Raw genomic sequence first — 21,656 nt, 5'->3', positions numbered from 1 at the left:
TCCTCTTTTAGTAAGGATGGGAGGAGCTCGCTTCAAACGCAAGATGTAATCAGATTTTAGAGGATTTTTTAAAGCGTGTTAAAACATTAGATTCGCGAAAATGTATAAGTGGAGAGTGGAGAAAAAAGAATGATAGAAATTGAAGTCCTAAAATGTGATGAAAGAATACTGACCAGTGTTTCCGAATTATATAATGACGTATGGGAAAAATGACAATGACTTCTTAATGCGCTTTAAAAAGCATGCCACTTATAAAGATTTTCAAGGATTTATTGCATATGAGGAAGAAAATATAGTAGGTTTTGTTTATGGGTATGTGTCATTGGAGGGGCAATATTATAACGGATTGCTGCGTGAACAATTAATGAAAGAGGAAGCAGTATACTGGCCTAAGGATTGTTTTGAAATTGTGGAATTAGCCGTGCATCCGTCTGACATGGGAAAGAAGCTTGCTCAAAAATTAATGAGCCATTTATTTGATAAGGTTTCTACTAAAACGGCAGTATTCACAACTCGAAGCGATAAAAAAAGCAGCCCAGATATTGTATAGCAAGCTTGTTACAGTGATAGATGCTTCGTTTATCCTTGCAGATCGCAGTCAAACATGATTTGTTTTGGGAAAAACAATCGCAGATGATGTGTACTCAAGAAAGATATTTAATGTGATTTTCAAGGTGAAGGGGAATGAACAATGTTTAAATATACCATTTGCTTCATAAGACGAGGCGATGAACTATTAATGCTAAATCGGGAAAAGTCGATCTGGATGGGCAGGTGGAACGGTGTGGGTGGAAAGGTTGAATCTGGCGAAACGCCGACTGAATGCATATTGCGTGAAGTGAAAGAGGAAACTGGAATTTCCTTACCATTTGTACATTATAAAGGAACGGTTACATGGGGAGATAAAAGTCAATATTCAGGCGGGATGTACGCGTATGTTGCAGAATTGCCTAGTGATTATACTTTTCAAACTCCAGTCAAAACAGAGGAAGGAATATTGGACTGGAAAAAAGTCGATTGGGTTTTGCATCCAGAAAATAGTGGGATAGCTAACCTGAACTATTATTTATTGCGGTTGTTAGAAGAAGAAAATACATATGAATATCGGTTTATTTACGAAGGGGATGACGTCATAGCATGTAACGTTTTTCCGCTTGAAGAATATGTTCCGATAAGTTAAGCAAGCGGAGGTTTCTATGTTAACGAAAGAATATTTACATGATATTAAGAGGCTTCAGCTTCTTTGTGAAGCGAATGATCAAATAACGTTAAAATTGAATTGGGATATGCTGCAAAATAGGGAGACAGACGAGAAAAATGACTTTTTCCTCTATGATAATAATGAGTTTATCGCATTTCTAGGTTTGTATGGATTTGGGAATAAGGCAGAAATATGTGGAATGGTTAAACCGGAATATCGCAGAAAGGGAATATTTTCAAAATTACTGGATGAGGCACTTGAGGTTTGTAAAACACGGAAGTATAAAGAGGTTTTACTAAATGCACCTGCTGCATCTGCAACAGCAAAATCGTTTTTAAAAGCAATCCCTTGTGAACATTCATCAACAGAGTACCAAATGAAATGGTCATTTATGGAACTTCACGAAGAAAAAGATGTGTTAATCAGGACTTCTCTAACTGATCAAGATTTAAAGGCAGAAATACAATTAGATATAAGCTGTTTTGATTTCATGGAGGACGAGGCAGTGGATTATAATCGGCGTATAAGAAAAGATGGGAATCAGCAGTTTTTTATCATTGAATCTGATGAAAAAATCGTTGGGAAAATACGTGTTGCGCACGAAGGAAAAGAAGCGCGGATCTATGGGTTTCTGTTTTTCCTGAATTTCAGGGAAAAGGAATTGGAAGAATAGCTTTAAGACAGGTTATATGGAATGAATATAAAAGTGGCTATGCTGTATTACTTGATGTAGAATCGAAAAATTCCAATGCGCTGAAATTATATGAATCCTGTGGCTTTCAAACATTCCAGGCGCAGGATTATTATACGTATACAAATTCTAAAGGTTAGAATAGTAGTTCGTTATCTCGATCACATCAATGAAACTTTTAACTTTTATATTTATTAAATGCTCCTTCCAGCTAAATACCGGTAGGAGCATTGTTTATGGATCCAAGCTTAAATCCCTGCTTGATATTCTTTTCCATCTCGCAGTCTGTCGAATGTTTCTTTTGCTTTGTTGAGGACATTGTCTTTATTGTTAAGCAAATCATAGGCGGAAAGCGCCATGGAACTTGCAGCTAAGTGCATTCCTTTATAGCCGATTTGCGTTCCAAAAGAAGCAGTTGCCTGCCAAGAATGCAGGGCTGTTCCAACTGGTGCGCAAGTCGTAGTGACCATTCCAGTTGGTACAATCCAGCTTACATCACCGACATCAGTTGATCCCGGCAGCGACTCTCCTGCTTGATAAGCATTAAAATGAATCGAAACTGGAAGCAATTCCTCGACAGGTTTGCCAGCTGTTGGTAAAGATGCTGCGAGATTCACTGCAAATGCAGACTCCTCTTGAGAGTATGTAAGTGGAGTGCTATCGAGCATGTTATGATACATTAATTCGTTCAGTGGGTCATTTGGCAATGTATCATAAGCAAAAGCAAGGATTTCGGAATCAACTTCTGTTTCATTTATCAGGGCAGCCCCCTTTGCAATGTTTTTTACTCTGTATAAGATTTTTTCAACTTCCTCTTTGGAGCTTGCTCGAAGAAAATACCAAACCGTTGCCGTCTCAGGTACAATGTTGGGAGCCTGCCCGCCATCGGTAATGGTGTAATGCATCCGTGTACCATCTGGAACATGTTCGCGTAGATAGTTAACACCAATGTTCATTATCTCCACACTGTCCAATGCGCTTCTTCCAGCCTCAGGTGAAGCGGCAGCGTGTGCAGGTTTTCCCTTGAAGTGAAATTTGATAGAAACCATCGACTGCATGCTCTTATGCATTACCGCATTGTTTGTCATTGGATGCCAGGTTAATGCACAATCCAGATCATCAAAAACACCGGCTTTAGCCATATGTGTTTTACCAGATAGAACCTCTTCTGCTGGACAGCCGTAATAACGTATGGTACCGGTAAGATTACCCTTTTCCATTATTTCTTTCAGTGCAACCACCGCTTCGACTCCTGCGGTTCCTAGTAAATTGTGACCGCATCCATGTCCGGGCCCGTTTGCAATAGCTTCCGCTTTCTTTGGAGTTGCTTTTTGAGAAAGACCAGGTAGAGCATCAAATTCTCCAAGAATGCCGATGATTGGCTTTCCTTGTCCGTATTCTGCTACAAATGCTGTATCGATTCCATTAATCGATTGTGTAATGGAAAATCCTTCAGCTTGCAGTGCATTTTGCTGCAGGTCACTTGCATATTTCTCCTCGTAGGCTGTTTGTGGATGATCCCATATATCCTGAGCCATGTCTGTATAGGTTTGTTTATGCTGCTCAATCCATTTGATAATAGCTGCTTTACTCATTCTCATATCCTCCTTGTTTTTTTCCTTTATATTTCTCTAATTGCAGACAAATGAAGACTGTAAGTACGATGCATGATAGGCTCTTTAAGTAAATAGGCAGAGCGGTTAGATTAATTGCAAGCCCAATGATTAATGCAATAACACCATAGATCGGTTTTTTTATAGCGAATTGTGCCAGCACTGCACCGAATATTGCTGGTAAAATTAGCGGGAATATTCCTTCCAGATGTTCAGGTATGTTAGAGATGACGAAGGATCCGGCTAAAATAATTGGAACAAGAATCACCTTATTCACAAGTGACGCGGCGCCGATTCCAAGCGTGGCTGTCAGCTCTCCTTTTTTTGTCCCTGGTTCAGCACCGACAGCATGCTGTGCAGCAGCTGCAGATGGAAGGCACATATTTCCAATATTACCTGTTAAGAAACTAATATAGGTTCCAGATACACCTAGAATAGGAAAATACATAACTGGTTCCAGGACCCAGACGACAGCGATAACACCTGCGTAAGCCGCAAGTGCGTTTAAAATAACTGTCCAACCTGGATGGTAACCAAGGCCGAATGACAGATATAGCGGAAGAAATAACGATAGTGCAATAACACTCCAAATTGTCAGACGTCCCCAAAAATGTGCCTTGGCGTGATATGCATCCATTGCCAAATCGCTATTATTTGTGGATTGTTTGCTGCTTTTCATATCAATATCACTCACTTTTTCAGCGTTCATGTAAAAAGCCTCCTTCTAGATTTAGATGAAAAAGTAGCCGAAGCATAAACTAATTAGAATGGAAAGTCCTAGTGACCATTCACGCAACCAGCTAACTTGGAATCTCTCTGAGAGTTTTGTTGAAATAATCATTGTAGCACCGGCGATAACGGCAACCACAATTGGAGCCAGTCCTTTTATTAATTCTGCACTGACAAGATTACCGAAGGCAGCAACAATTGCAGCGGTTGCGACTACACCCATTATTTGCTTGCCTTTTTTCCCTTTGTTGATTTTCTTTTCCATATTGTCGAGTGATTTGGTGAACAGTGCGGTGAATAAGAGCCAGCCCATCCCTCCGAGACATAAGGTCCAGACAATAGCTGTAATTACCATTTCATTGTAGCCCTCACCTCCGAGACTAGCTCCGGATGCTTCGGAAGCAAAACTGGCACCAACTGACTCAATTGGTGCAGAACCGATAACACCAATTCGGAGCAATGTAAGTGGATTACCTAGAAAAGCAATTAGTGAGATTGCGACAATAACGATGGCGATTGATGGACCAATTGCTGCAATTGCTCCGGTCTTTAAGGCGCTCCGAACCTCTTTTTTGCTCATCCCTACATCAATACTTGTCTTTGAAGCAAGCTGTATGAATTTAATACTTTGAAAAATGACGATTCCAATGACTAGGGAAGCGACAATCCACATCATACTACTATTTGCAAGATCCATTGCTTGTTGCATTTGCTCCTCCCCTTTCTTTTATAAGATGAAAGTTTTTAGTTTATATTATATAGACTTTTCAAATAATTATTTCTAGTATACACTTAGGTGGAAGAGCGAACAATGTGTATTTATACGTAATTATTTACATTTTTATAGAGGTATTTACATTGCAGGAGAGATGAGGATGATGAATCTAGAAAAGTATATTGCTCAATATATGAAAAAGGAATTTAGTGAAAGCAGCTTTCAAATCTGGAATTATGATGCGGCAGTGGGAAATGCACAGTTATTAAAAGATCGAGGGAGGGAAAAAAGCGATTCTGTTCCAGAATGTAATCCTAATATCGGTTGCTATTACATAAAGAAAGGTGACGTTCATACGGACCTTCATTTTTATTATTTAAAAAAACATGGAATTGTGTTACGCATTTTTAAACGGATAGAAACAGTGAGTAACTCCGTAATGGAACATCTTTTTTACTGTTTACGTTCCGGTGTGCTTGAAGAAAGGCTAGACACGAAGACTCAAGAACAAAAAGTACTCATGGAGAGTATGCATTCCATATCTTCCAGTCTTAATTTGGATCATGTATTAAAAACCATTATTCGTCATGCACTGAATGTAATTCCAGCAGCAGATGCGGGTTATTTGATGATTTATAATCTCAAAAAGCAAAAACTAATACCGAAAGCGCCAGTTGGTTTTAATGATTCGATTTATCAATTCCAGACGAGGATTGGTGAATCGATTACAGGGAAAGTTTTTGAGGATGGTAAAAGCAGAATCTACAACTCTTATGAAGAAATAATTGCAGCAATGCATGCACATCTTGTATTGCCGGAAAACTTCCAACAAATTCATCTTTCATCGAACGGTGTAGAAGGAGCAATCTGTGTTCCGGTTGCAATTGATGCTAACCGTATTGGAGTGATGATTATCCACCAATGTAAATTGAGAAAGCGACTTGATCAAGAAGATATGATGTTACTGGAAGGGTTTGCGACACAAGCTGCGATTGCAATTCAAAATGCCCAATACTATACCGAAACAAAGGAACAGCTGCAGCAAATTACCAATTTAAGTGCACAATTGAAAGAGCGAAATGCACAATTGCAAAAAAGGCAAGAAGTCCATGATACGCTCACAATGCTCTCTCTCAAAAATAAGGGAATTCACTTATTAGTTGAAGGTATGCAAAACATGATGGACCGGAAAGTTATTTTTTTTAATGGGCTGGAAAATGACTTTTATTCAGTAAACGAAAATGAAACAGCAGTTTTTAGTGTTTTTGAAATCAGGACATTATTTTCTGAGCGGCGTATGGATTTTTATGCAACTACTGACAAAGAAGCGTGCTTTTATTTTTATCCGATATATAATGGAGAGATTTTCATAGGCTGTCTAATTATTCCGCTTGATACGCCAATTTCTGACTTTGATCGGATTACGCTTGAGCAGGGTAGTACAGTTTTAGCATTAGAATTGGTTAACCGTCAGACTGCAACGAAAATTTATCATCGAAGCGTTTATGAACAGTTCCGTAAATTACTCGCCTGTGAGGATAGAAATCGTTTGATTCAGTATGGAAAGGAAATGAATCTGGATATAAATGGTTACTGGATGGTTGCAGTATTGGAAATACCAAAGGAGAGAGTAGATCTTCAATATTTGGATATTCATGTGCACCAGTTAGCTTCTCGAATTAACAGCGAGATAGGGGACAGAGAAAAACTGGTATATGGTTTTTATAATAAAATTAGCTTGCTAGTGCCGTTGTCTAACAGAGAGGAAGTCAATGAAATAAAAGCAAAGCTAAAAACCGTTCGTATTCAACAGAATGATAAGGGGTCTGCAATATTTCGCGGAGGACTAAGCAGTGTGTATAAGGGGCTGGAGTTTATTCGTAAATGTTTTGATGAAGCAAATAAAACGATTTCTTATTTATCGAGTCGCAGTAGTCTGGAAGTGATTCGATACGAGGAAATTGGATTGGATCGCTTATTCCTTAATCAGCCATCTGGTGATATTGAGCAATTTATTCAGGAAACATTATCACCGCTTACAAAAGAGAATAGTCGATATAAGGAATTGGAAAAGACATTACTTGCATACGTGGAGGCGAATCGCTCCCCTGGAAAAACAGCAAAATTGCTTCATATTCATATTAATACATTGTATCAGCGGCTCCAAACCATTGAAGAACTTCTCGGTGTTGATTTAAATAATAGTGAGGATATCCTGAAAATCCAACTAGCATGTCACTTAAAGCAGTCACAAATGGCTTTGCGAGATGGATGATAAGAAACCTATTCTCCGATTAAAAATAATAAAAATCCCTTGAAATTGTCAAACATATTTCAAGGGATTTTTGCTTCTTCTGTCTATTATTTAACAATCGCTGGATTCGCTGTTTTTTTCTTTGCATTTCTATTTTCAATTGTGCCGTCTGATTTAACCCGGCGAATAAAGAATGCCAAAACCAGAGCTACAGCTCCAATTATAGTGGATACGAAGAAAGAGAAGTTAATTCCATGAAGCATTGCTTCGTTGATAATTTGTGTCTGTGCTTCTGCAATTGCCTGTTCAGATTGTGCTATACTAGGATCTATTACTCCCATCGCATTTTCAGTTAATTCAAGTGCCTTTGTTTCCGTTCGATTGTTCATAACGGTAACTAACAATGCAGCACCAATAGCACCGGAAACTTGTTGAAGTGTGTTATTCATTGCAGTACCATGTGGGTTTGCTTCCATAGGTAACTGATTTAATCCATTTGTCATGACTGGCATCATTACCATTGACATTCCAAAGCTGCGGAGTGTAAATAATAGCATCAGACTGACGTATGACATTTCCATATCTAGTTGACTGAAGAAAAAGGTCGTTGTTACGATAATAATCAATCCTATAATAGCAAGCGTACGTGCTCCGTATTTATCAAAAAGACGGCCGGTGATTGGGGACATGAATCCCATTACTATTGCTCCAGGAAGCATAAGTAATCCAGCGTCCATTGGAGAGAAGCCGCGGATAGTTTGAATATAAATCGGTACTAATATCATCGCAGAAAACATTGCCATTGATAAAACAATGGAAATTGCTGACGATAATGCGAACATTGGGTATTTGAAAATCCGGAATTCGAGCATTGGATCATCCATCTGAAGCTGACGAAGGATCAAAGCAATTAAGGCTATAAAACCAATGATAATGGTGCCATATACAAGTGGGTGATCCCATCCTTTGTCGCCAGCTGAACTAAAACCGTATAATAGACCGCCAAAGCCTAAACTAGATAAAACAATGGAAAATACATCAAGTTTTAAATTACGCTGCGGTGTAATATTTTTCAGTTTGAAAATAGAATAAACTAAGGTAAAGACAGCAAAGGGTAATACAATGTCGAACAGCATTCTCCAGCTATAATGTTCAACAATCCACCCAGAGAGGGTCGGTCCTATCGCTGGTGCCACGAACATAACCATCCCAAAAATTCCCATGGCAGTTCCTCTTTTTTCTTTTGGAAAAGCCGTAAGCATAATGTTCATTAACAATGGCATCATCACCGCTGAGCCTGAGGCTTGAATCATTCTTGCTGTAAGCAGTATGCCGAACGTTGGAGACAGGCTTGCAAGCAATGTTCCTAAAGTAAATAGCGTCATTGCAGTCAGAAATAAACTCCGGTTCGTAAAACGCTGAATAAAAAATGCACTTGCAGGTATTAAAATACCATTAATAAGCATGTATCCAGTAGACAGCCACTGTACAGCTGTAGGATTAACCTGAAATTCCTCCATAATGGACGGCAGTGCCACATTTAATAGTGTTTCATTTAAAATAGAAACAAAGGCACCAATAAACAAAATCGCAATCATACCATATGGGGGTTTATGTTCAATAGGATTTATTTCACTCATTTTTCCTAATCCTTCTTTCTATAAATAAATAGTCCTGCATTTAGGACAAAGTATATTCTATACTCACAGTCTAATAATATCAAGTACATAATATATTTTTTGTGTAAAATTTGATATAACAAGTTTAGAAGTCTATATTATAACTAGACAACTATTATAAAAAGGTGATTAAATGAATCGTAAGAAAAAGCAAATCATAGATGCTGCACATCGGTTGTTTGTCGAAAAAGGATTTGTGGCGACATCAATTCAAGATATTTTGGATGAAGCAGAAATTGCAAAGGGAACATTTTATAATTACTTCACTTCGAAAAATGAATGTTTAATGGCAATATTGGAATTTGTTTATGAAGAGACAACCCAAAAAAGAAATGAGATTGCGCATGGAAAAAGCATACAAGATGAGAAAGTTTTAGCTGAGCAAATAGCTATTCGGATGGATACGAATCGCAAACATAGCATGATGGCACTTTTTTCTTCGATATCGCTTTTAGATGACGAAGATTTACAGGAATTTATTGGAAAGCAACACAGAATGGAATTACAATGGATTGCCAAAAGGTTGACAGAAGTTAACGGAGCAGATACAAAACGTTTTGCGCTAGACCATGCTGTCATTCTTTTGGGCACCATACATCACTCTGTTCATCTCCTGAAAATCAGTGATAATAAAGAGATAAGCCCAAGAAAAGTAATTCAATTTGCTCTTGATTCTATAAAACCGGTGATTAAAGGGAAGAATCAGGAAGTGCTTTTTCAAGCGGACATGATTTCAAACGCTATAGATAATGCTGAGGAAACTATCCTAACTTTAAAAAGCCGGACAATTTACCGGTTGCAAACAATGCTTAGTGAAATAAAAAAGCGCGAAAATAAGCATACAAAAAAAGTTGATTATCTGCTATTTTTGATTGAAGAGCTGGAATTGGACGAACCGCGTATTTATTTAGTGGAGAGTGTACTAATGTCGTTGTCAAAAATGATTGATGAACAAAAAGATAAAGGCAATGAACGGCAAGTCTTTCAATTGGTATGGTCTTTAATTGAAAAAATAAAGAAAACCGATGTTGAATAATAATAAATCAGCTTTTGTTTAGTAATGTTGTTTCTAAGGAATGATATAGGTAAAGTACCTGAAATCCATCATTGAAAAGGAGACACAAAATGGGTAGATTACTGAGAAGACTTATTCGATACGGTCCGATTATTTATCCAATCATAAGAAAGCTATGGAAAAATCGGAAGACAAAAAAATATAATAACTGATTTTATAGAGACGGTTTGTAACGGACCGTCTCTTGCAATTTGTTATCGCACATTCTATTAATTTTTGAAGCAACCAGAATATATTATCAAACTATTTCTATTGTTTCTTTCTCCTTGTTATAATTAATAATACATAGTGTGGAAAAAAGCGGGGAAATGACATGCAATTTACGATAAAAAATATGACGGAAAAATATGCGATTGAAGTTCTTTGCTGGAAATACGAGCGGCCATATAATTTTTATAACCAAGTATTAACAAGTCACGCAATTATGGAGCTGACCGGAAAGAAATATTATACAGTTTTTGACCGGTATGATGTGCTTGTAGGTTTTTTCTGTGTCGGGGCTCCAGCACAAGTGCCTGCCGGATATCCATATGGTGCATATAAAGAAGACTGTGTTGATATAGGCCTGGGCATGAAGCCAGCATTTACGGGAAGAGGACTTGGCTTGTTATTTTTTTCTGCAATCCTTGATTTTGTATCGGAAAGCCATGTAGGGTTGGATATCCGATTAACTGTTGCCACCTTTAATAAACGAGCTATTCGTCTTTATGAAAAAGCGGGCTTTGTTCAACAAGCTAAATTTCAAAGTGAGCAGACTGAGTTTATTACGATGCTCAAACGGTCTCATTGCTAGCAGGGGACAGGGTTGTACAATCACTCTGTAATGACATAGGCATATATCTTGAATCTCCATTTTTATTTTGCTAATAATATTTATATTGCATCACGAAGGTGTAAATATATAAATGGAGGAAAATCGAATGAAAATTGTTGCAATGGTAGGGAGTAATAGAAAAGAATCATATAACATGAAGCTTGTTCAGTTCATGCAGAATAGATATGCAGGAAAAATTGATATTGAAATTTTACCGATCAATCAGCTTCCAATGTATAATGAGGATGATGAATTAAATCCACCAGAAGTTGTGAAAGAAATCCGTGCAAAAATAAGTGCAAGTGATGGCATATTGTTTGCAACTCCAGAATATAATGGCTCTATTTCCGGAATGTTAAAAAACGCAATTGATTGGTTTTCACGTGTAGAGAAAGTAATGGTGAAGAAGCCTGCAATGATTGTTGGAGCTTCTATGGGAGCGTTAGGTACAGTGAAAGCACAGCTGCACTTACGTCAAATTTTAAATTCGCCAGGAGTAGCTACATTAACACTGCCTGGAAATGAAGTGTTTGTTGGCTCTGTTCATGAAAAAATCGATGCAGAAGGAAACTTGACAGATGAACCTACCGTTCTATTTATTGATTCCGTTGTAACGAATTTTGTTAACTGGACTGAAAATTTCAAGGTTACTGCTGATGTAAAATAAAGGACCGTAAACTTAAAACTCCGCTGTTTGTGAAGTATACAAAACAGCGGAGTTTTTTATATGAATGGTTTATTGTTGATATTCAACTTCGGTCCCACCTGAATACTCAATGTCTAATTCAACATTTTGCGCATCGTTTGGGATATTGAAAGCTTCAAGTACGGTGCTTAGAACTTCTTCTTTTGGCGTGTTTTCATCAAAGTCAAAAGTGGAGAAGATGCTATCAAGCTCTTGCATCGCTTCATCCCCCCGTAACTGAATTCCTTGTGTTTCATTTCGATAGGATGCTTCTGTTTCATTCGTATCCTGTTCGTATTCTACTTCGACGATATCTTCCGTACCCTCGAAATCTGCTTCTAAATCAAAGCTCGTAAACGGGTAATCGGCATCCATCTCTGTTGTTACATTATCACGGTCATTTGTGGCATCATTGTTATCTGTTGTTGAACCATTTTCCGTATTGGCATTATTTTGGTCATTTGCAGCATTATCTTGCTCGTTCGCGGCATTGTTTTCCGTTTCACCAGCATTATTATCCGCTGGAGAATTTGTGTTTGTATCATCTTCTGTCGTTCCGCAAGCTGCAATAAACAAGGCTAATGTTGTTATTGTTACAAATACCATAAACTTTTTCATGGTGCTCACTCCTATCAATATTGTATACCATTAATATTGCCCAAACTACGAAAAACTAAACTGTGTCAATGCATTTTACAACTAATCATCTATAGGATTCCAATTTAGTATGATGTGGCCAAATATTTACACAAGAATAACAAGAGCAGACTGGCTGCAAATAGAGCCTTGAAAAGAATAAGTCGTTTTCAAGGCTCTATTTACTATTTATTTGTTATTTTATTATATGCACCATGCATGACTGGGCCAACATACTTGTTCAGTTTCCAGCCGTTAGCGATTGCTGCAGTGACAAAATCTTTAGCAGCAAATACTGAATCCTTTACACTTTTGCCATTTGCTAGATTTGCTGTGATCGCTGCAGCAAAAGTACATCCAGCACCATGGTTATAGGTAGTATCAATTTTTCCTTTTTCAAGGATTTCAAAGTCTGTACCATCGTAGAATAAATCGATCGCTTTTTCATGATCCAGTGCCTTGCCGCCTTTAATGACCACATTTTTGGCTCCAAGCTGATGGATTTTTATTGCAGCTTGCTTCATGTCTTCAATTGTTTTTAAGGGTTTAACCTGTGCTAATTGACTGGCTTCAAATAAGTTAGGTGTTGTAACGAGTGCACGCGGAATAAGATATTCACGCATTGCGTCTGTATTTTCAGGCTGCAATACTTCATCTTCGCCTTTACAAACCATAACTGGATCTAGTACGAAATTATTAATATTATATGCATCTATTTTTTCTGCACCAAGCTTAATGATATCGACAGAGCCTAACATGCCAGATTTCATCGCATCCACTCCGACAGATAAAATAGTGTCTAATTGTTTGTTTACAAGATCCAGATCAATTGGTGTTACATGATGATTCCAGCCTTCTGGATTCATTGTAACGATACAGGTTAAAGCAGTCATGCCATATACATCATGTTCCTGAAATGTTTTTAAGTCAGCAGCGATGCCCGCTCCCCCACTTGTGTCCGATCCTGCAAGTGTTAACGTTTTTTTCATTGTCATTGATAGAACCTCCTCTAAAAAGCTAATTTTTATTATAGCACTTTTGAAGAGTCTGTCACTTCATGAATTTATTTCAGGAAATTTGTCAGAAGGGTTGATTGTTGAAAATCATCTGATATTTAGTGGTCGAAAGCATATTAGTTTGATATGATTAATCTAGAATATAAGGGCAAAGGAGAGGTGTCCGATGGATGTTTTTCAAGCCATACAAGAAAGACGTGAAATTACAACGTATGCTGATCGTTCCATTCCAGATAAGGTTCTAGAAAAGGTTGTGGATGCTGGTTATTATGCACCAACAGGTAATAATCTTCCATCAAAGTCATTAATTATAGTAAGGAATCGACCAAACTTGGACAGTCTTGCTGCAACAACTCCTTATATGAATTGGTTAAAAGAGGCGAAAGCAGCTATTGTCGTTACAGGGAAGCCAAAAATAAGTAAGTACTGGCTGCAGGATGCATCAATTGCTTGTGCGTTTATTTGGCTTGAAGCGGTTGAAGCTGGGCTTGGTGCGGCATTTGGAGCAGTTTATCATTCTGAGGATAAGAAAGAGTCGTTTGTTAGAGAAAATCATGTACGGAAACTATTAAGCATTCCGGAAGAGCATCATATTGTCGCTATTTTAGGAATGGGATACCCGGAAGGAACATTAAAACCAAAAAAACATCTGGCAAGAGAAGATATAGTACATTATGAAACATTTAGCTAAAAATTACGAAACTGTTCTCTAAACATAAGTTTGGACGAACAGTTTCTTTGTTTTACATATGATTATGGCTTTCCGTTATTTTGATTTTGACTTAACAGATCTATCTTTTTTTGTAATGCTGTTATTTGCTGCTGCATTTCTTCAAGCTGCTGATTTAGCTGAATTTTTTCCTGATTATCTTGTAATTCTGCATCTTTTTCCTGTTCATATGTGATAAAGGAACCGATAACTGCCAAATTACTTCCAATGGTACTAATCAAACCACCGACCAGAATGAGCTTATCGCCGAAATTTGCAGGGAGGTCACGATATGAATTGCGCTCCATCTTGATTACCTCCTGTGAATAAAGTTATGTAATAGCATATGTAGCATTCGCATATCCTGCACATCTTTTTGAAAGTTATGATCCTCTGTATCAATTTGAATTTTTCATATGGTTCAAATGCTTGTTTTCTATACTTATCCCTGTTATAATACACATAATAAATAAATATTTTCTTATTTTAGATTTGTAAAGTAAGGGTAGAGGTGCAAATACCATTAATACTTGCGTGGAGGAGAATGAGCTCTGAAGAAATGTGAGGAAAGGGGGATTTGCCGAAGTGGAAGAAGACTCATCTTCTGAAGCTGGGCCTGTTATCAAAGAGATGCAGGACTGTCATATAGGGAACTATATGGAGGGCTATCAAGCTTAGAACGATTAATATTATGTTCTATAAGCGGCAGCGAGCTCTCTCGTTGCTGCTTTTTAATTTTGATCCTAAAGCATAAATAAAATAATTGGATGAAAAGGATGTGTCGATATGCATTTCGGGAATGTATTAACAGCAATGGTTACCCCGTTTAATGAGGCGGGAGAAATTGATTTTGAACGTACAAAAGGGCTGGTTAATTATTTAATAGCAAATGGTACGGACGGTTTAGTAGTTGCAGGGACAACAGGTGAATCACCAACATTAACACATAATGAAAAAATGAAGCTGTTCCAAACGGTTGTAAAAGAGGTAAATGGCAGGGTTCCTGTTATTGCAGGAACTGGATCGAATAATACGAGAGCTTCTATTGAATTGACAAAAGAGGCCACTGCTATAGGTGTTGATGGTATTATGCTTGTGGCACCGTACTATAATAAGCCGTCACAAGAAGGAATGTATCAGCACTTCAGTACAATTGCAGAAAGTACTGCACTGCCTGTTATGCTTTATAATATTCCTGGCAGAAGCGTTGTTAATATGGAATTAGAAACAATTGTGCGACTTTCCGAAATTCCAAACATTGTGTCGGTGAAAGAGGCTAGTGGCGATTTAGATAAGGTTTCAGAAATTATCAGTCATACTTCTGGTAATTTTACGGTTTACAGTGGTGATGATAGCCTTACATTACCAACGCTTGCTGTTGGAGGGACAGGGATTGTTTCAGTAGCTTCTCATATTATAGGTAATGAGATGCAAGAGATGGTAAAGCTTTTCAAGAATGGTGATGTAGATGAAGCTAGTGCTATGCACCGACATATTTTGCCGGTAATGAAAGGTTTATTTTCAGCCCCAAGTCCAACACCAGTTAAAGAAGCGCTGAACCATATTGGGATACCAGTTGGTGGTGTCCGTCTGCCGCTTGTACCATTAACAGAGTTGGAAAGAGAAGCTGTTTGTAAGCTAGCAGCAAAGTACGAAGTGAAAAACGCTGTTGGATATTAGGATCAAGAGTTAAGTTGATAAAAAGACTGTACTAAATTCTTATGGACCAATTGGCGAACATTTTACGGAGAAGTTAAAGAACGATGTCCCTGTATGGTGTATCCCACCCTGAGGCATTGTATGCTTTGTACAAGTATGGCAAAATAGATTAAATGTTTTCGATATTTAATTCAAGAAATAAGCCGCCACCGTCTACGAAACGGTTACTTGTATACATTTGGCTGTTATTAGAACTATAAGACATAAACCATATAGGGGAGGGTCTATCATGACCAAACATAAAATTTATACAATGAGTTTTGCAAAAGTCTATCCCCATTATGTTACGAAGGCGGAGAAAAAAGAACGTACGAAAACCGAAGTAGACGAAATTATTCGTTGGTTGACAGGGTACAGCCAGGAAGAGTTAGAAGGACACCTGGAAAAACAGACAGACTTTGATACCTTCTTTGCTGAAGCTCCCCAGCTGAACCCTTCGCGGGATCAGATAAAAGGGATGATCTGTGGTGTCCGGGTAGAAGACATCGAAGAACCATTAATGCAGGAAATTCGTTATTTGGATAAGCTGATCGATGAGTTGGCAAAAGGAAAAGCGATGGAGAAGATTTTGCGAAATAATAACTAAAAACGGAAAAACGAGGCTGAGACACAACTAAAGTGTTTAATGTTAAAGACGAACGATGCACAAACTTAGCGTAGGAAATATACGTAGACTCCTACGGGAGGAAAGGCATAGGTGAGATACCGAAGTGCGATAGCACAAGGGAGCTCACCAGCCGCCTTAGCGCGAAGTATATTTCCGGAGCGGGTATTTGCACCAACCATGTTCGGACTTTGTTTGACAGAAGCACTTATGTCCCAGTCTCGTTTTTTTACTGAAAGCGGGAGTTAATAATCTTAAATGGAGTATTACTTCAATCCAGTCTTCCTGATAAAATGCATGTTTCCTTTTTGAATACTAGCATAACATGCCGGCTTATCAAACTGCTATAAGTGCAGCCAATGTTACTTTTAAAAGATACAAAAACATTAATTCATACGGAAATCAGCAAAAAACTAACTTTTCTTAACTTAACCATGTATAATAAAAAGCAGCTAACCTTTTAAAAAGTGAGGAGTGCAAATGAATCGAAAAATTCTCGTATCGTATGATGGTTCTAACCTTAGTAAATTAGCGATGGAAGAGGCAAAAGTTCAGGCATCTCTTACAAATAAAGCAGAGGTTCATGTTATTTCCGTTGTGACGCCGGGAATTAAAAGTAACGATACTGCTATTGCAGGGAACATATCCATGTCAGATGCAGAATTTCTTTTACCAGAACTACAGCAAATAAAGAAGGAAATGGTAGCACTAGGGATCATCACAATAACTGACATTCGGACGGACTTTTCACAGCGCAACCCTGGAAGAGCGGTATGTGAATATGCACTAGCTAACGAAATAGATTTAATCATTGTGGGCAATCGTGGGCTTAGCAATATAAAAAGTCTTCTGTTAGGCAGTGTAAGCAATACAATTGTACAAAACGCCAAGTGCCCTGTCTTGATTGTTAAATAGTTGATTAAAATGAATCATAAAGGAGTATAATTATGGCTGAATTAAACTATGAAATTATGGAAACAATTGCTGTTATTTCAGAATCTCCAAAAGGATGGACAAAGGAATTAAATGTAATCAGCTGGAATGGCCGTCCGCCAAAATATGATTTACGGGACTGGGCACCTGGTAAGGAAAAAATGGGCAAAGGTGTTACCCTGACAAAAGAAGAACTTGTTCAATTGAAGGAAGCATTAGGAAATTTAAGTGAGCTTAAGCAGTAGTTGTATTTTGCTAAAACACTGTCTTAGAGATAGCTAAGAATTCATATACTTATAATAGAGACAGATGAAAAGTTGGAGATGCGAATGAGAGACATCATTATTACCCTTGCAGAAATTGTAAATAATATACATGATATCCTTACAGATATGTTTGGTTTACATATGACAGATAAAGAACTTCATTTTTGGATAATAGGCTTTATGGGAATGGCAATATTCTTTTTTGTTTATATTTTTTTCAAGCTGCTGGAAAAATTGAAGTGGAGTACGACAGTATTTTCGTTTGTCTATACGTTTACCGTTATGATTGTAATTGTCTTTGCAATTGAATTGCAGCAAGCGATTACGAATCGGGGAAATATGGAATTTGCTGATGCTGTAATGGGGCTATGGGGCTTTCTTGTAATGTTTTTTATCTATGCTGTCATTGCACTCGTTATCTACTTTGCTGTAAAAGTTATTAAAAAATAAGACTGCCTAAGAAAATGAGTCTATGTAGCCGCTCGTTTAATTAGGCAGTTTTTTTGCTGTAGCTTCATTGTGGTGCAAATCCTTTACCATGATTTAAAACAATGGCATCTTCCTTTACCTTATCTTCATCTGGATCACTCATAATAAAATCGTTGACAACGGATTGATTCATTAATGTAAATACATAGCTGCTGCTCACTTTCATCTGCGAAATGTTGCAAGAAGTATTCCTTTTTCACGTTTAAAACTTTAGAATTAAATAAAAGCAGGCAATACATCAGCATGAATAAACTCCAAAATCGACAACTATGTTAACACCCTAGCTATTCGTTTACTTCGAGAAAATAAATCATGTATACTTATGTGAAGATGTTCACTAAAATAGCTTAGTTAGGAGGAGAGTCAATGGATAGATTGAAGAAAATAGTAGCAGAGCAGAAAGGGAAGCTCGTACTTTTTGTTATGCTTGCGATTCTTTCTGCGCTTGCTATTATCGGTCAAGGTTACTTGTTTGTAATGATTATTGACCGTATTTTCCTAAAAGGCTATTCATTTTCAGAAATTAGCCCGTTAATAATTAGCCTAATCGCAGCGCTTCTTTTACGTACAGGACTAAATTATTTGAATGGAAGAACAGGAGTAAGGATGGCTTCTATTGCTAAAAGAGAGCTTCGCAGGCTATTTGTACATACATTTTCAAGAAACTCCATGCAAGCTTCATTAGAGGGTCAGTCTGGCAGGAAGGTTGGAATTCTGTTGGATACTGTAGATGAAATTGATTCTTATTTTAGCAGTTATATTCCACAAGTTATTCAATCGACGATTGTACCGCTTTTCATACTTGTTGTTATTTTTATGGAACATATGGCGACGGGAATTATTATCTTAGTTACCGCACCATTTATTCCTGTTTTTATGATTATTATTGGCTTTAATACGAAGGACAAATCTGAGCAGCAGCTGGAAAAGATGAATGCTTTTTCAGGTACATTCTTAGATACGCTGCAAGGATTAACTACATTGAAATTATTCGGTCGGTCTAAAGAGCAGGAGAAAACCATTCGAAAAAGCAGCCTGGATTTCCGTGATGCTACAATGGAAGTTCTTAAAATTGCATTTACAAATTCTTTGGCGTTAGAGTTTATTTCCATGCTGAGCATTGGTCTTATTGCACTGGAAGTCGCTGTTCGAATGATCATATTCCAAGATATCATGTTTTTTACAGGCTTTTTAATGCTTATTCTTGCTCCAGAGTTTTACACGAAATTAAAGGAATTAGGAAATTCATTTCACACGGGAAGGACAAGCATGGCAGCGGCAAATACATTAGCTGAAGAGCTTTCAACACTTGAAAATGATGATTCCGACTGGGGAGAAATACCCTTGGCAAAAAATAACCCGCCACATATTAAACTAAGCAATGCAGGATTTTCTTATGAAGAAGATGGATTTGCTTTAAAGCATATTGATCTAGAAATTACAGCATTTGAGCAGGTCGCGATAATCGGGAAGACAGGGGCAGGCAAAACAACATTATTGCATATGCTTGCAGGTCTGGTACCGGTCACTGAAGGAAAGATTCTAGTAAATGGAGCATCCTTAAAGCAATACAGAGAAAAGGACTGGTTTGATCAGTTAAGCTATATTTCACAGAAACCATATATATTCTCAGGGACGATTGGAGAGAATATTGCAATTGGTTCTACAAAAAGCTCAAATCAGGAAGAAATCATCAAAGCAGCTGAAAAGGCAGGAATCCATGATTTAGTTGATTCACTTGAAAGTGGGTATGACACATTAATCGGTGAAGGAGGAAGAGGTCTTTCGGGAGGAGAAAAACAGCGAATAGCGCTTGCCAGAGCCTTTCTCAAACGCCCATCTGTAATTCTTTTTGATGAACCAACAACGGGTCTTGATTTGCATACGGAACAAATTCTTCAGAAATCAATGCAGGAGTTAGGAAAACATTCAACAGTTTTTACTGTTGCCCACCGGCTCCATACGATTCAAAAGGCAGATAAAATAGTTCTTTTGGAAAATGGAGAGATTAAGGCATCAGGTACACATGATGAATTATTATCGAGTATAGTTGCCTATCGGAATATGGTTACAGTACAGCAAGGAGGGATGACGAAATGAAAGGATTGCGTTCTGTCATCAGGGTATTGTTACAGGAAAAAAAAGATGTTATTTTTTCAATTACCTGTGGTTTTCTTGCGGGAGTAACGGCAGTCGGGCTGTTTTCATCTAGTGGCTATTTAATTTCCAAGGCAGCTCTAGTCCCACCCATTTATTCCTTGATGGTACTCGTTGCAATTGTAAAGCTGCTCGGAATTATATCAGCTTTAAGCAGGTATGGAGAAAGGTATTTTTCACATCGGGCAACCTTTACAATGCTAAGCAATTTACGTATTTCATTTTATAAAAAAATAGAACCGCTGGCACCAACAATTTTCCAAAATCACCGCAGTGGTGACTTGCTGGCAAGAATCGTTGGGGATGTGGAAACACTTCAAAATTACTTCTTACGCGTCTTTTACCCGCCGATTGTGCTAGTTCTCGTATTTCTTGTCACGATTCTTTTCACCGCCTATTTTTCTATCGAAGCAGCCCTGCTGCTGTTGCTTGGACTGTTATTGACGACGTTTGTTGTCCCACTCTTCATTGGTATAAAGCAACGGAAAATTGATTATCGGGTGAGGGAGAAGCGTGGTGACTTATCAACAGAGATTACAGAATTTCTTTACGGTTTTCGCGATTTGAAAATATATCAGCAAGTAGATAGCAAGGAGGAGACCTTATTAAAATCAGCGGATACATATTTACTGGAGCAAGAGCGTGAGAATGTGCACCGCTTATTCAGTGAATCAGCAAATACGTTTCTATCCCTGCTCGTTACTGTTTCCGTACTCACTGTGAGTGCATATTTTGTCTCGGTACAGGAGCTGGATGGATTGTTTCTTGCCATGCTTGTGATGATCTCTTTAACACTATTTGAAAATACCTCAACGATGGCAGCTTTCCCAAGCTATCTGCAGGAAAGTCGCCAGGCCGTAACAAGATTGGATGAGGCAATCATAAGTGGGGAAGATGAAGATTATCCTATAGAGAAGCTGCACTTAGAACACGCTCCATCTATTACGTTTGATCAGGTATTCTTTGCGTTTCCAACTGAAACAAATGATACATTAAAAAACATAACATTGCACTTACCTGCGGGTTCAAAAACGGCAATTGTTGGACCAAGTGGATCTGGAAAGTCAACGATTATGCAGCTATTGCTTAAATTGTATGAAGCTCGTTCTGGAGCTGTTTTGCTCCATGACCAGCCGATAGCCGAACTAGAAGAAGAGAGCATCTGGGAGCATGTCAATGTTATTCTCCAATCGAATCATTTTTTCTATGGTACAATTCGGGATAATATAGCATTTGCTAAAGATGGGTTAGCTGATAGCGAGTTGGAGAGAGCTCTTCATGATGTTCAGTTAAGCCATTTTGGATTGGATGATCAAGTTTTGGAAAAGGGGCAGAATCTTTCAGGTGGCGAAAGGCAGCGATTAGCACTGGCACGAGTGTTACTGAAACAAGCTCCTTTTTGGCTGCTGGATGAACCAACCTCGTCCATCGACGCATTAACAGAGGAACAACTATATCATCGGCTATTTGAAGTGGCTAAGGAGGATACAGTCATTCTAATCAGTCACCGTTTAACAGGACTGGAGAAAATGGATCAAATTATAGTTATGAATCAAGGTTCTGTTGCAGAAGCAGGTACCTATGAGGAATTAATGGAGCGAAAAGGATACTTTTATAAAATGAAGGAAATCGAACAGAGTGTCTTTTTAGCGGATCTGTAAAAGAAAATAA

Annotated in this window: 25 protein-coding genes and 1 riboswitch; of the genes, 17 read left to right on the top strand and 8 right to left on the bottom strand. The window is 38.0% G+C overall.

Annotated features, from left to right (window positions below):
* The first annotated feature begins 175 nt into the window (after positions 1-175).
* From NSQ77_RS04210 to NSQ77_RS04195, 4 genes are all read left to right on the top strand, one after another.
* On the top strand, positions 176-550 hold the full coding sequence (locus NSQ77_RS04210; RefSeq protein ID WP_339229007.1) for a GNAT family N-acetyltransferase: 375 nt from the start codon (positions 176-178) through the stop codon (positions 548-550).
* 141 nt (positions 551-691) lie between these two features.
* Entirely contained in the window at positions 692-1,180 is a 489-nt protein-coding gene (locus tag NSQ77_RS04205; protein WP_339229006.1) for an 8-oxo-dGTP diphosphatase, read from the top strand.
* A 16-nt stretch (positions 1,181-1,196) separates the two neighbouring features.
* A complete protein-coding gene (locus NSQ77_RS04200) occupies positions 1,197-1,874 on the top strand; it encodes a GNAT family N-acetyltransferase (protein ID WP_339229005.1) in 678 nt (225 codons plus the stop codon).
* Entirely contained in the window at positions 1,862-2,032 is a 171-nt protein-coding gene (locus tag NSQ77_RS04195; RefSeq protein ID WP_339230931.1) for a hypothetical protein, read from the top strand. Before NSQ77_RS04200 ends, NSQ77_RS04195 begins: the two co-directional genes overlap by 13 nt.
* A 108-nt stretch (positions 2,033-2,140) precedes the next feature.
* Here NSQ77_RS04195 and NSQ77_RS04190 read toward each other — a convergent pair whose 3' ends face one another.
* Genes NSQ77_RS04190 through NSQ77_RS04180 form a run of 3 tightly spaced genes read right to left on the bottom strand, consistent with a single transcriptional unit; the run spans position 2,141 to position 4,943 of the window.
* Complete coding sequence (locus tag NSQ77_RS04190) at positions 2,141-3,487, bottom strand: amidohydrolase (RefSeq protein ID WP_339229003.1); 1,347 nt, start codon at positions 3,485-3,487, stop codon at positions 2,141-2,143.
* Positions 3,480-4,214, bottom strand: a complete 735-nt coding sequence (locus NSQ77_RS04185; protein WP_339229001.1) for a small-conductance mechanosensitive channel — start codon at positions 4,212-4,214, stop codon at positions 3,480-3,482. The genes NSQ77_RS04190 and NSQ77_RS04185 overlap by 8 nt, the downstream gene beginning before the upstream one ends.
* A 21-nt stretch (positions 4,215-4,235) precedes the next feature.
* Positions 4,236-4,943 (bottom strand): DUF5058 family protein, encoded by a 708-nt coding sequence (locus NSQ77_RS04180; protein ID WP_339228999.1) that lies wholly within the window; start codon positions 4,941-4,943, stop codon positions 4,236-4,238.
* A 166-nt stretch (positions 4,944-5,109) separates the two neighbouring features.
* Between NSQ77_RS04180 and NSQ77_RS04175 the strand changes: the two genes are divergently transcribed.
* Positions 5,110-7,224, top strand: coding sequence for a helix-turn-helix domain-containing protein (locus tag NSQ77_RS04175; protein WP_339228998.1), 2,115 nt, complete (start codon positions 5,110-5,112; stop codon positions 7,222-7,224).
* An 86-nt stretch (positions 7,225-7,310) separates the two neighbouring features.
* Here NSQ77_RS04175 and NSQ77_RS04170 read toward each other — a convergent pair whose 3' ends face one another.
* Positions 7,311-8,843 (bottom strand): DHA2 family efflux MFS transporter permease subunit, encoded by a 1,533-nt coding sequence (locus tag NSQ77_RS04170; RefSeq protein WP_339228996.1) that lies wholly within the window; start codon positions 8,841-8,843, stop codon positions 7,311-7,313.
* A 172-nt stretch (positions 8,844-9,015) separates the two neighbouring features.
* Between NSQ77_RS04170 and NSQ77_RS04165 the strand changes: the two genes are divergently transcribed.
* The 3 genes from NSQ77_RS04165 (at position 9,016) to NSQ77_RS04155 (ending at position 11,438) form a co-directional block, all read left to right on the top strand.
* Positions 9,016-9,918: a TetR/AcrR family transcriptional regulator gene (locus NSQ77_RS04165; protein ID WP_339228994.1), complete on the top strand. Its 903-nt coding sequence runs from the start codon at positions 9,016-9,018 to the stop codon at positions 9,916-9,918.
* Between the two features lie 352 nt (positions 9,919-10,270).
* Positions 10,271-10,750, top strand: coding sequence for a GNAT family protein (locus NSQ77_RS04160; RefSeq protein WP_339228993.1), 480 nt, complete (start codon positions 10,271-10,273; stop codon positions 10,748-10,750).
* Positions 10,751-10,877: 127 nt separating this feature from the next.
* The gene (locus tag NSQ77_RS04155; RefSeq protein WP_339228991.1) at positions 10,878-11,438 is read left to right on the top strand and encodes an NADPH-dependent FMN reductase; all 561 of its coding nucleotides are present in this window, start codon (positions 10,878-10,880) and stop codon (positions 11,436-11,438) included.
* 69 nt (positions 11,439-11,507) lie between these two features.
* On the opposite strand, the gene NSQ77_RS04150 is transcribed toward NSQ77_RS04155, so the two are convergent.
* A complete protein-coding gene (locus NSQ77_RS04150; protein ID WP_339228989.1) occupies positions 11,508-12,074 on the bottom strand; it encodes a YusW family protein in 567 nt (188 codons plus the stop codon).
* A 203-nt stretch (positions 12,075-12,277) separates the two neighbouring features.
* Positions 12,278-13,087, bottom strand: coding sequence for a pyridoxine/pyridoxal/pyridoxamine kinase (gene pdxK / locus NSQ77_RS04145; RefSeq protein WP_339228987.1), 810 nt, complete (start codon positions 13,085-13,087; stop codon positions 12,278-12,280).
* Between the two features lie 187 nt (positions 13,088-13,274).
* Between pdxK and NSQ77_RS04140 the strand changes: the two genes are divergently transcribed.
* Positions 13,275-13,799 (top strand): nitroreductase family protein, encoded by a 525-nt coding sequence (locus NSQ77_RS04140; RefSeq protein ID WP_339228985.1) that lies wholly within the window; start codon positions 13,275-13,277, stop codon positions 13,797-13,799.
* A gap of 62 nt (positions 13,800-13,861) precedes the next feature.
* Here NSQ77_RS04140 and NSQ77_RS04135 read toward each other — a convergent pair whose 3' ends face one another.
* Positions 13,862-14,125 carry a hypothetical protein gene (locus NSQ77_RS04135; RefSeq protein ID WP_339228983.1) on the bottom strand — a complete coding sequence of 88 codons (264 nt, stop codon included), beginning with the start codon at positions 14,123-14,125 and terminating at the stop codon, positions 13,862-13,864.
* 190 nt (positions 14,126-14,315) lie between these two features.
* Positions 14,316-14,493: riboswitch (Lysine riboswitch) on the top strand.
* A gap of 110 nt (positions 14,494-14,603) precedes the next feature.
* On the opposite strand from NSQ77_RS04135, the gene dapA reads away from it, so the two are divergent.
* The 6 genes from dapA (at position 14,604) to NSQ77_RS04105 (ending at position 17,789) form a co-directional block, all read left to right on the top strand.
* Positions 14,604-15,497, top strand: a complete 894-nt coding sequence (gene dapA / locus NSQ77_RS04130) for a 4-hydroxy-tetrahydrodipicolinate synthase (protein WP_339228981.1) — start codon at positions 14,604-14,606, stop codon at positions 15,495-15,497.
* 268 nt (positions 15,498-15,765) lie between these two features.
* Entirely contained in the window at positions 15,766-16,122 is a 357-nt protein-coding gene (locus tag NSQ77_RS04125; protein ID WP_339228979.1) for a DUF2200 domain-containing protein, read from the top strand.
* Between the two features lie 111 nt (positions 16,123-16,233).
* Positions 16,234-16,389: a hypothetical protein gene (locus NSQ77_RS04120; RefSeq protein ID WP_339228978.1), complete on the top strand. Its 156-nt coding sequence runs from the start codon at positions 16,234-16,236 to the stop codon at positions 16,387-16,389.
* Between the two features lie 231 nt (positions 16,390-16,620).
* The gene (locus NSQ77_RS04115; RefSeq protein WP_339228976.1) at positions 16,621-17,055 is read left to right on the top strand and encodes a universal stress protein; all 435 of its coding nucleotides are present in this window, start codon (positions 16,621-16,623) and stop codon (positions 17,053-17,055) included.
* Between the two features lie 32 nt (positions 17,056-17,087).
* Positions 17,088-17,318, top strand: coding sequence for a PC4/YdbC family ssDNA-binding protein (locus tag NSQ77_RS04110; RefSeq protein WP_339228974.1), 231 nt, complete (start codon positions 17,088-17,090; stop codon positions 17,316-17,318).
* 84 nt (positions 17,319-17,402) lie between these two features.
* Complete coding sequence (locus NSQ77_RS04105; protein WP_339228972.1) at positions 17,403-17,789, top strand: hypothetical protein; 387 nt, start codon at positions 17,403-17,405, stop codon at positions 17,787-17,789.
* 64 nt (positions 17,790-17,853) lie between these two features.
* Here the strand turns inward: NSQ77_RS04105 and NSQ77_RS04100 are convergent, their stop codons facing one another.
* The gene (locus NSQ77_RS04100) at positions 17,854-17,988 is read right to left on the bottom strand and encodes a hypothetical protein (RefSeq protein ID WP_339228971.1); all 135 of its coding nucleotides are present in this window, start codon (positions 17,986-17,988) and stop codon (positions 17,854-17,856) included.
* 206 nt (positions 17,989-18,194) lie between these two features.
* On the opposite strand from NSQ77_RS04100, the gene cydD reads away from it, so the two are divergent.
* Entirely contained in the window at positions 18,195-19,928 is a 1,734-nt protein-coding gene (gene cydD, locus NSQ77_RS04095; protein ID WP_339228969.1) for a thiol reductant ABC exporter subunit CydD, read from the top strand.
* Positions 19,925-21,646, top strand: coding sequence for a thiol reductant ABC exporter subunit CydC (cydC, locus tag NSQ77_RS04090; protein WP_339228967.1), 1,722 nt, complete (start codon positions 19,925-19,927; stop codon positions 21,644-21,646). Before cydD ends, cydC begins: the two co-directional genes overlap by 4 nt.
* Positions 21,647-21,656: the final 10 nt, after the last annotated feature.

Source organism: Oceanobacillus sp. FSL K6-2867, from assembly GCF_037963145.1.
GTDB lineage: Bacteria > Bacillota > Bacilli > Bacillales > Amphibacillaceae > Oceanobacillus.
The sequence above is the reverse complement of the archived record's forward strand: the minus strand, read 5'-3'. Positions and strand labels throughout refer to the sequence as shown.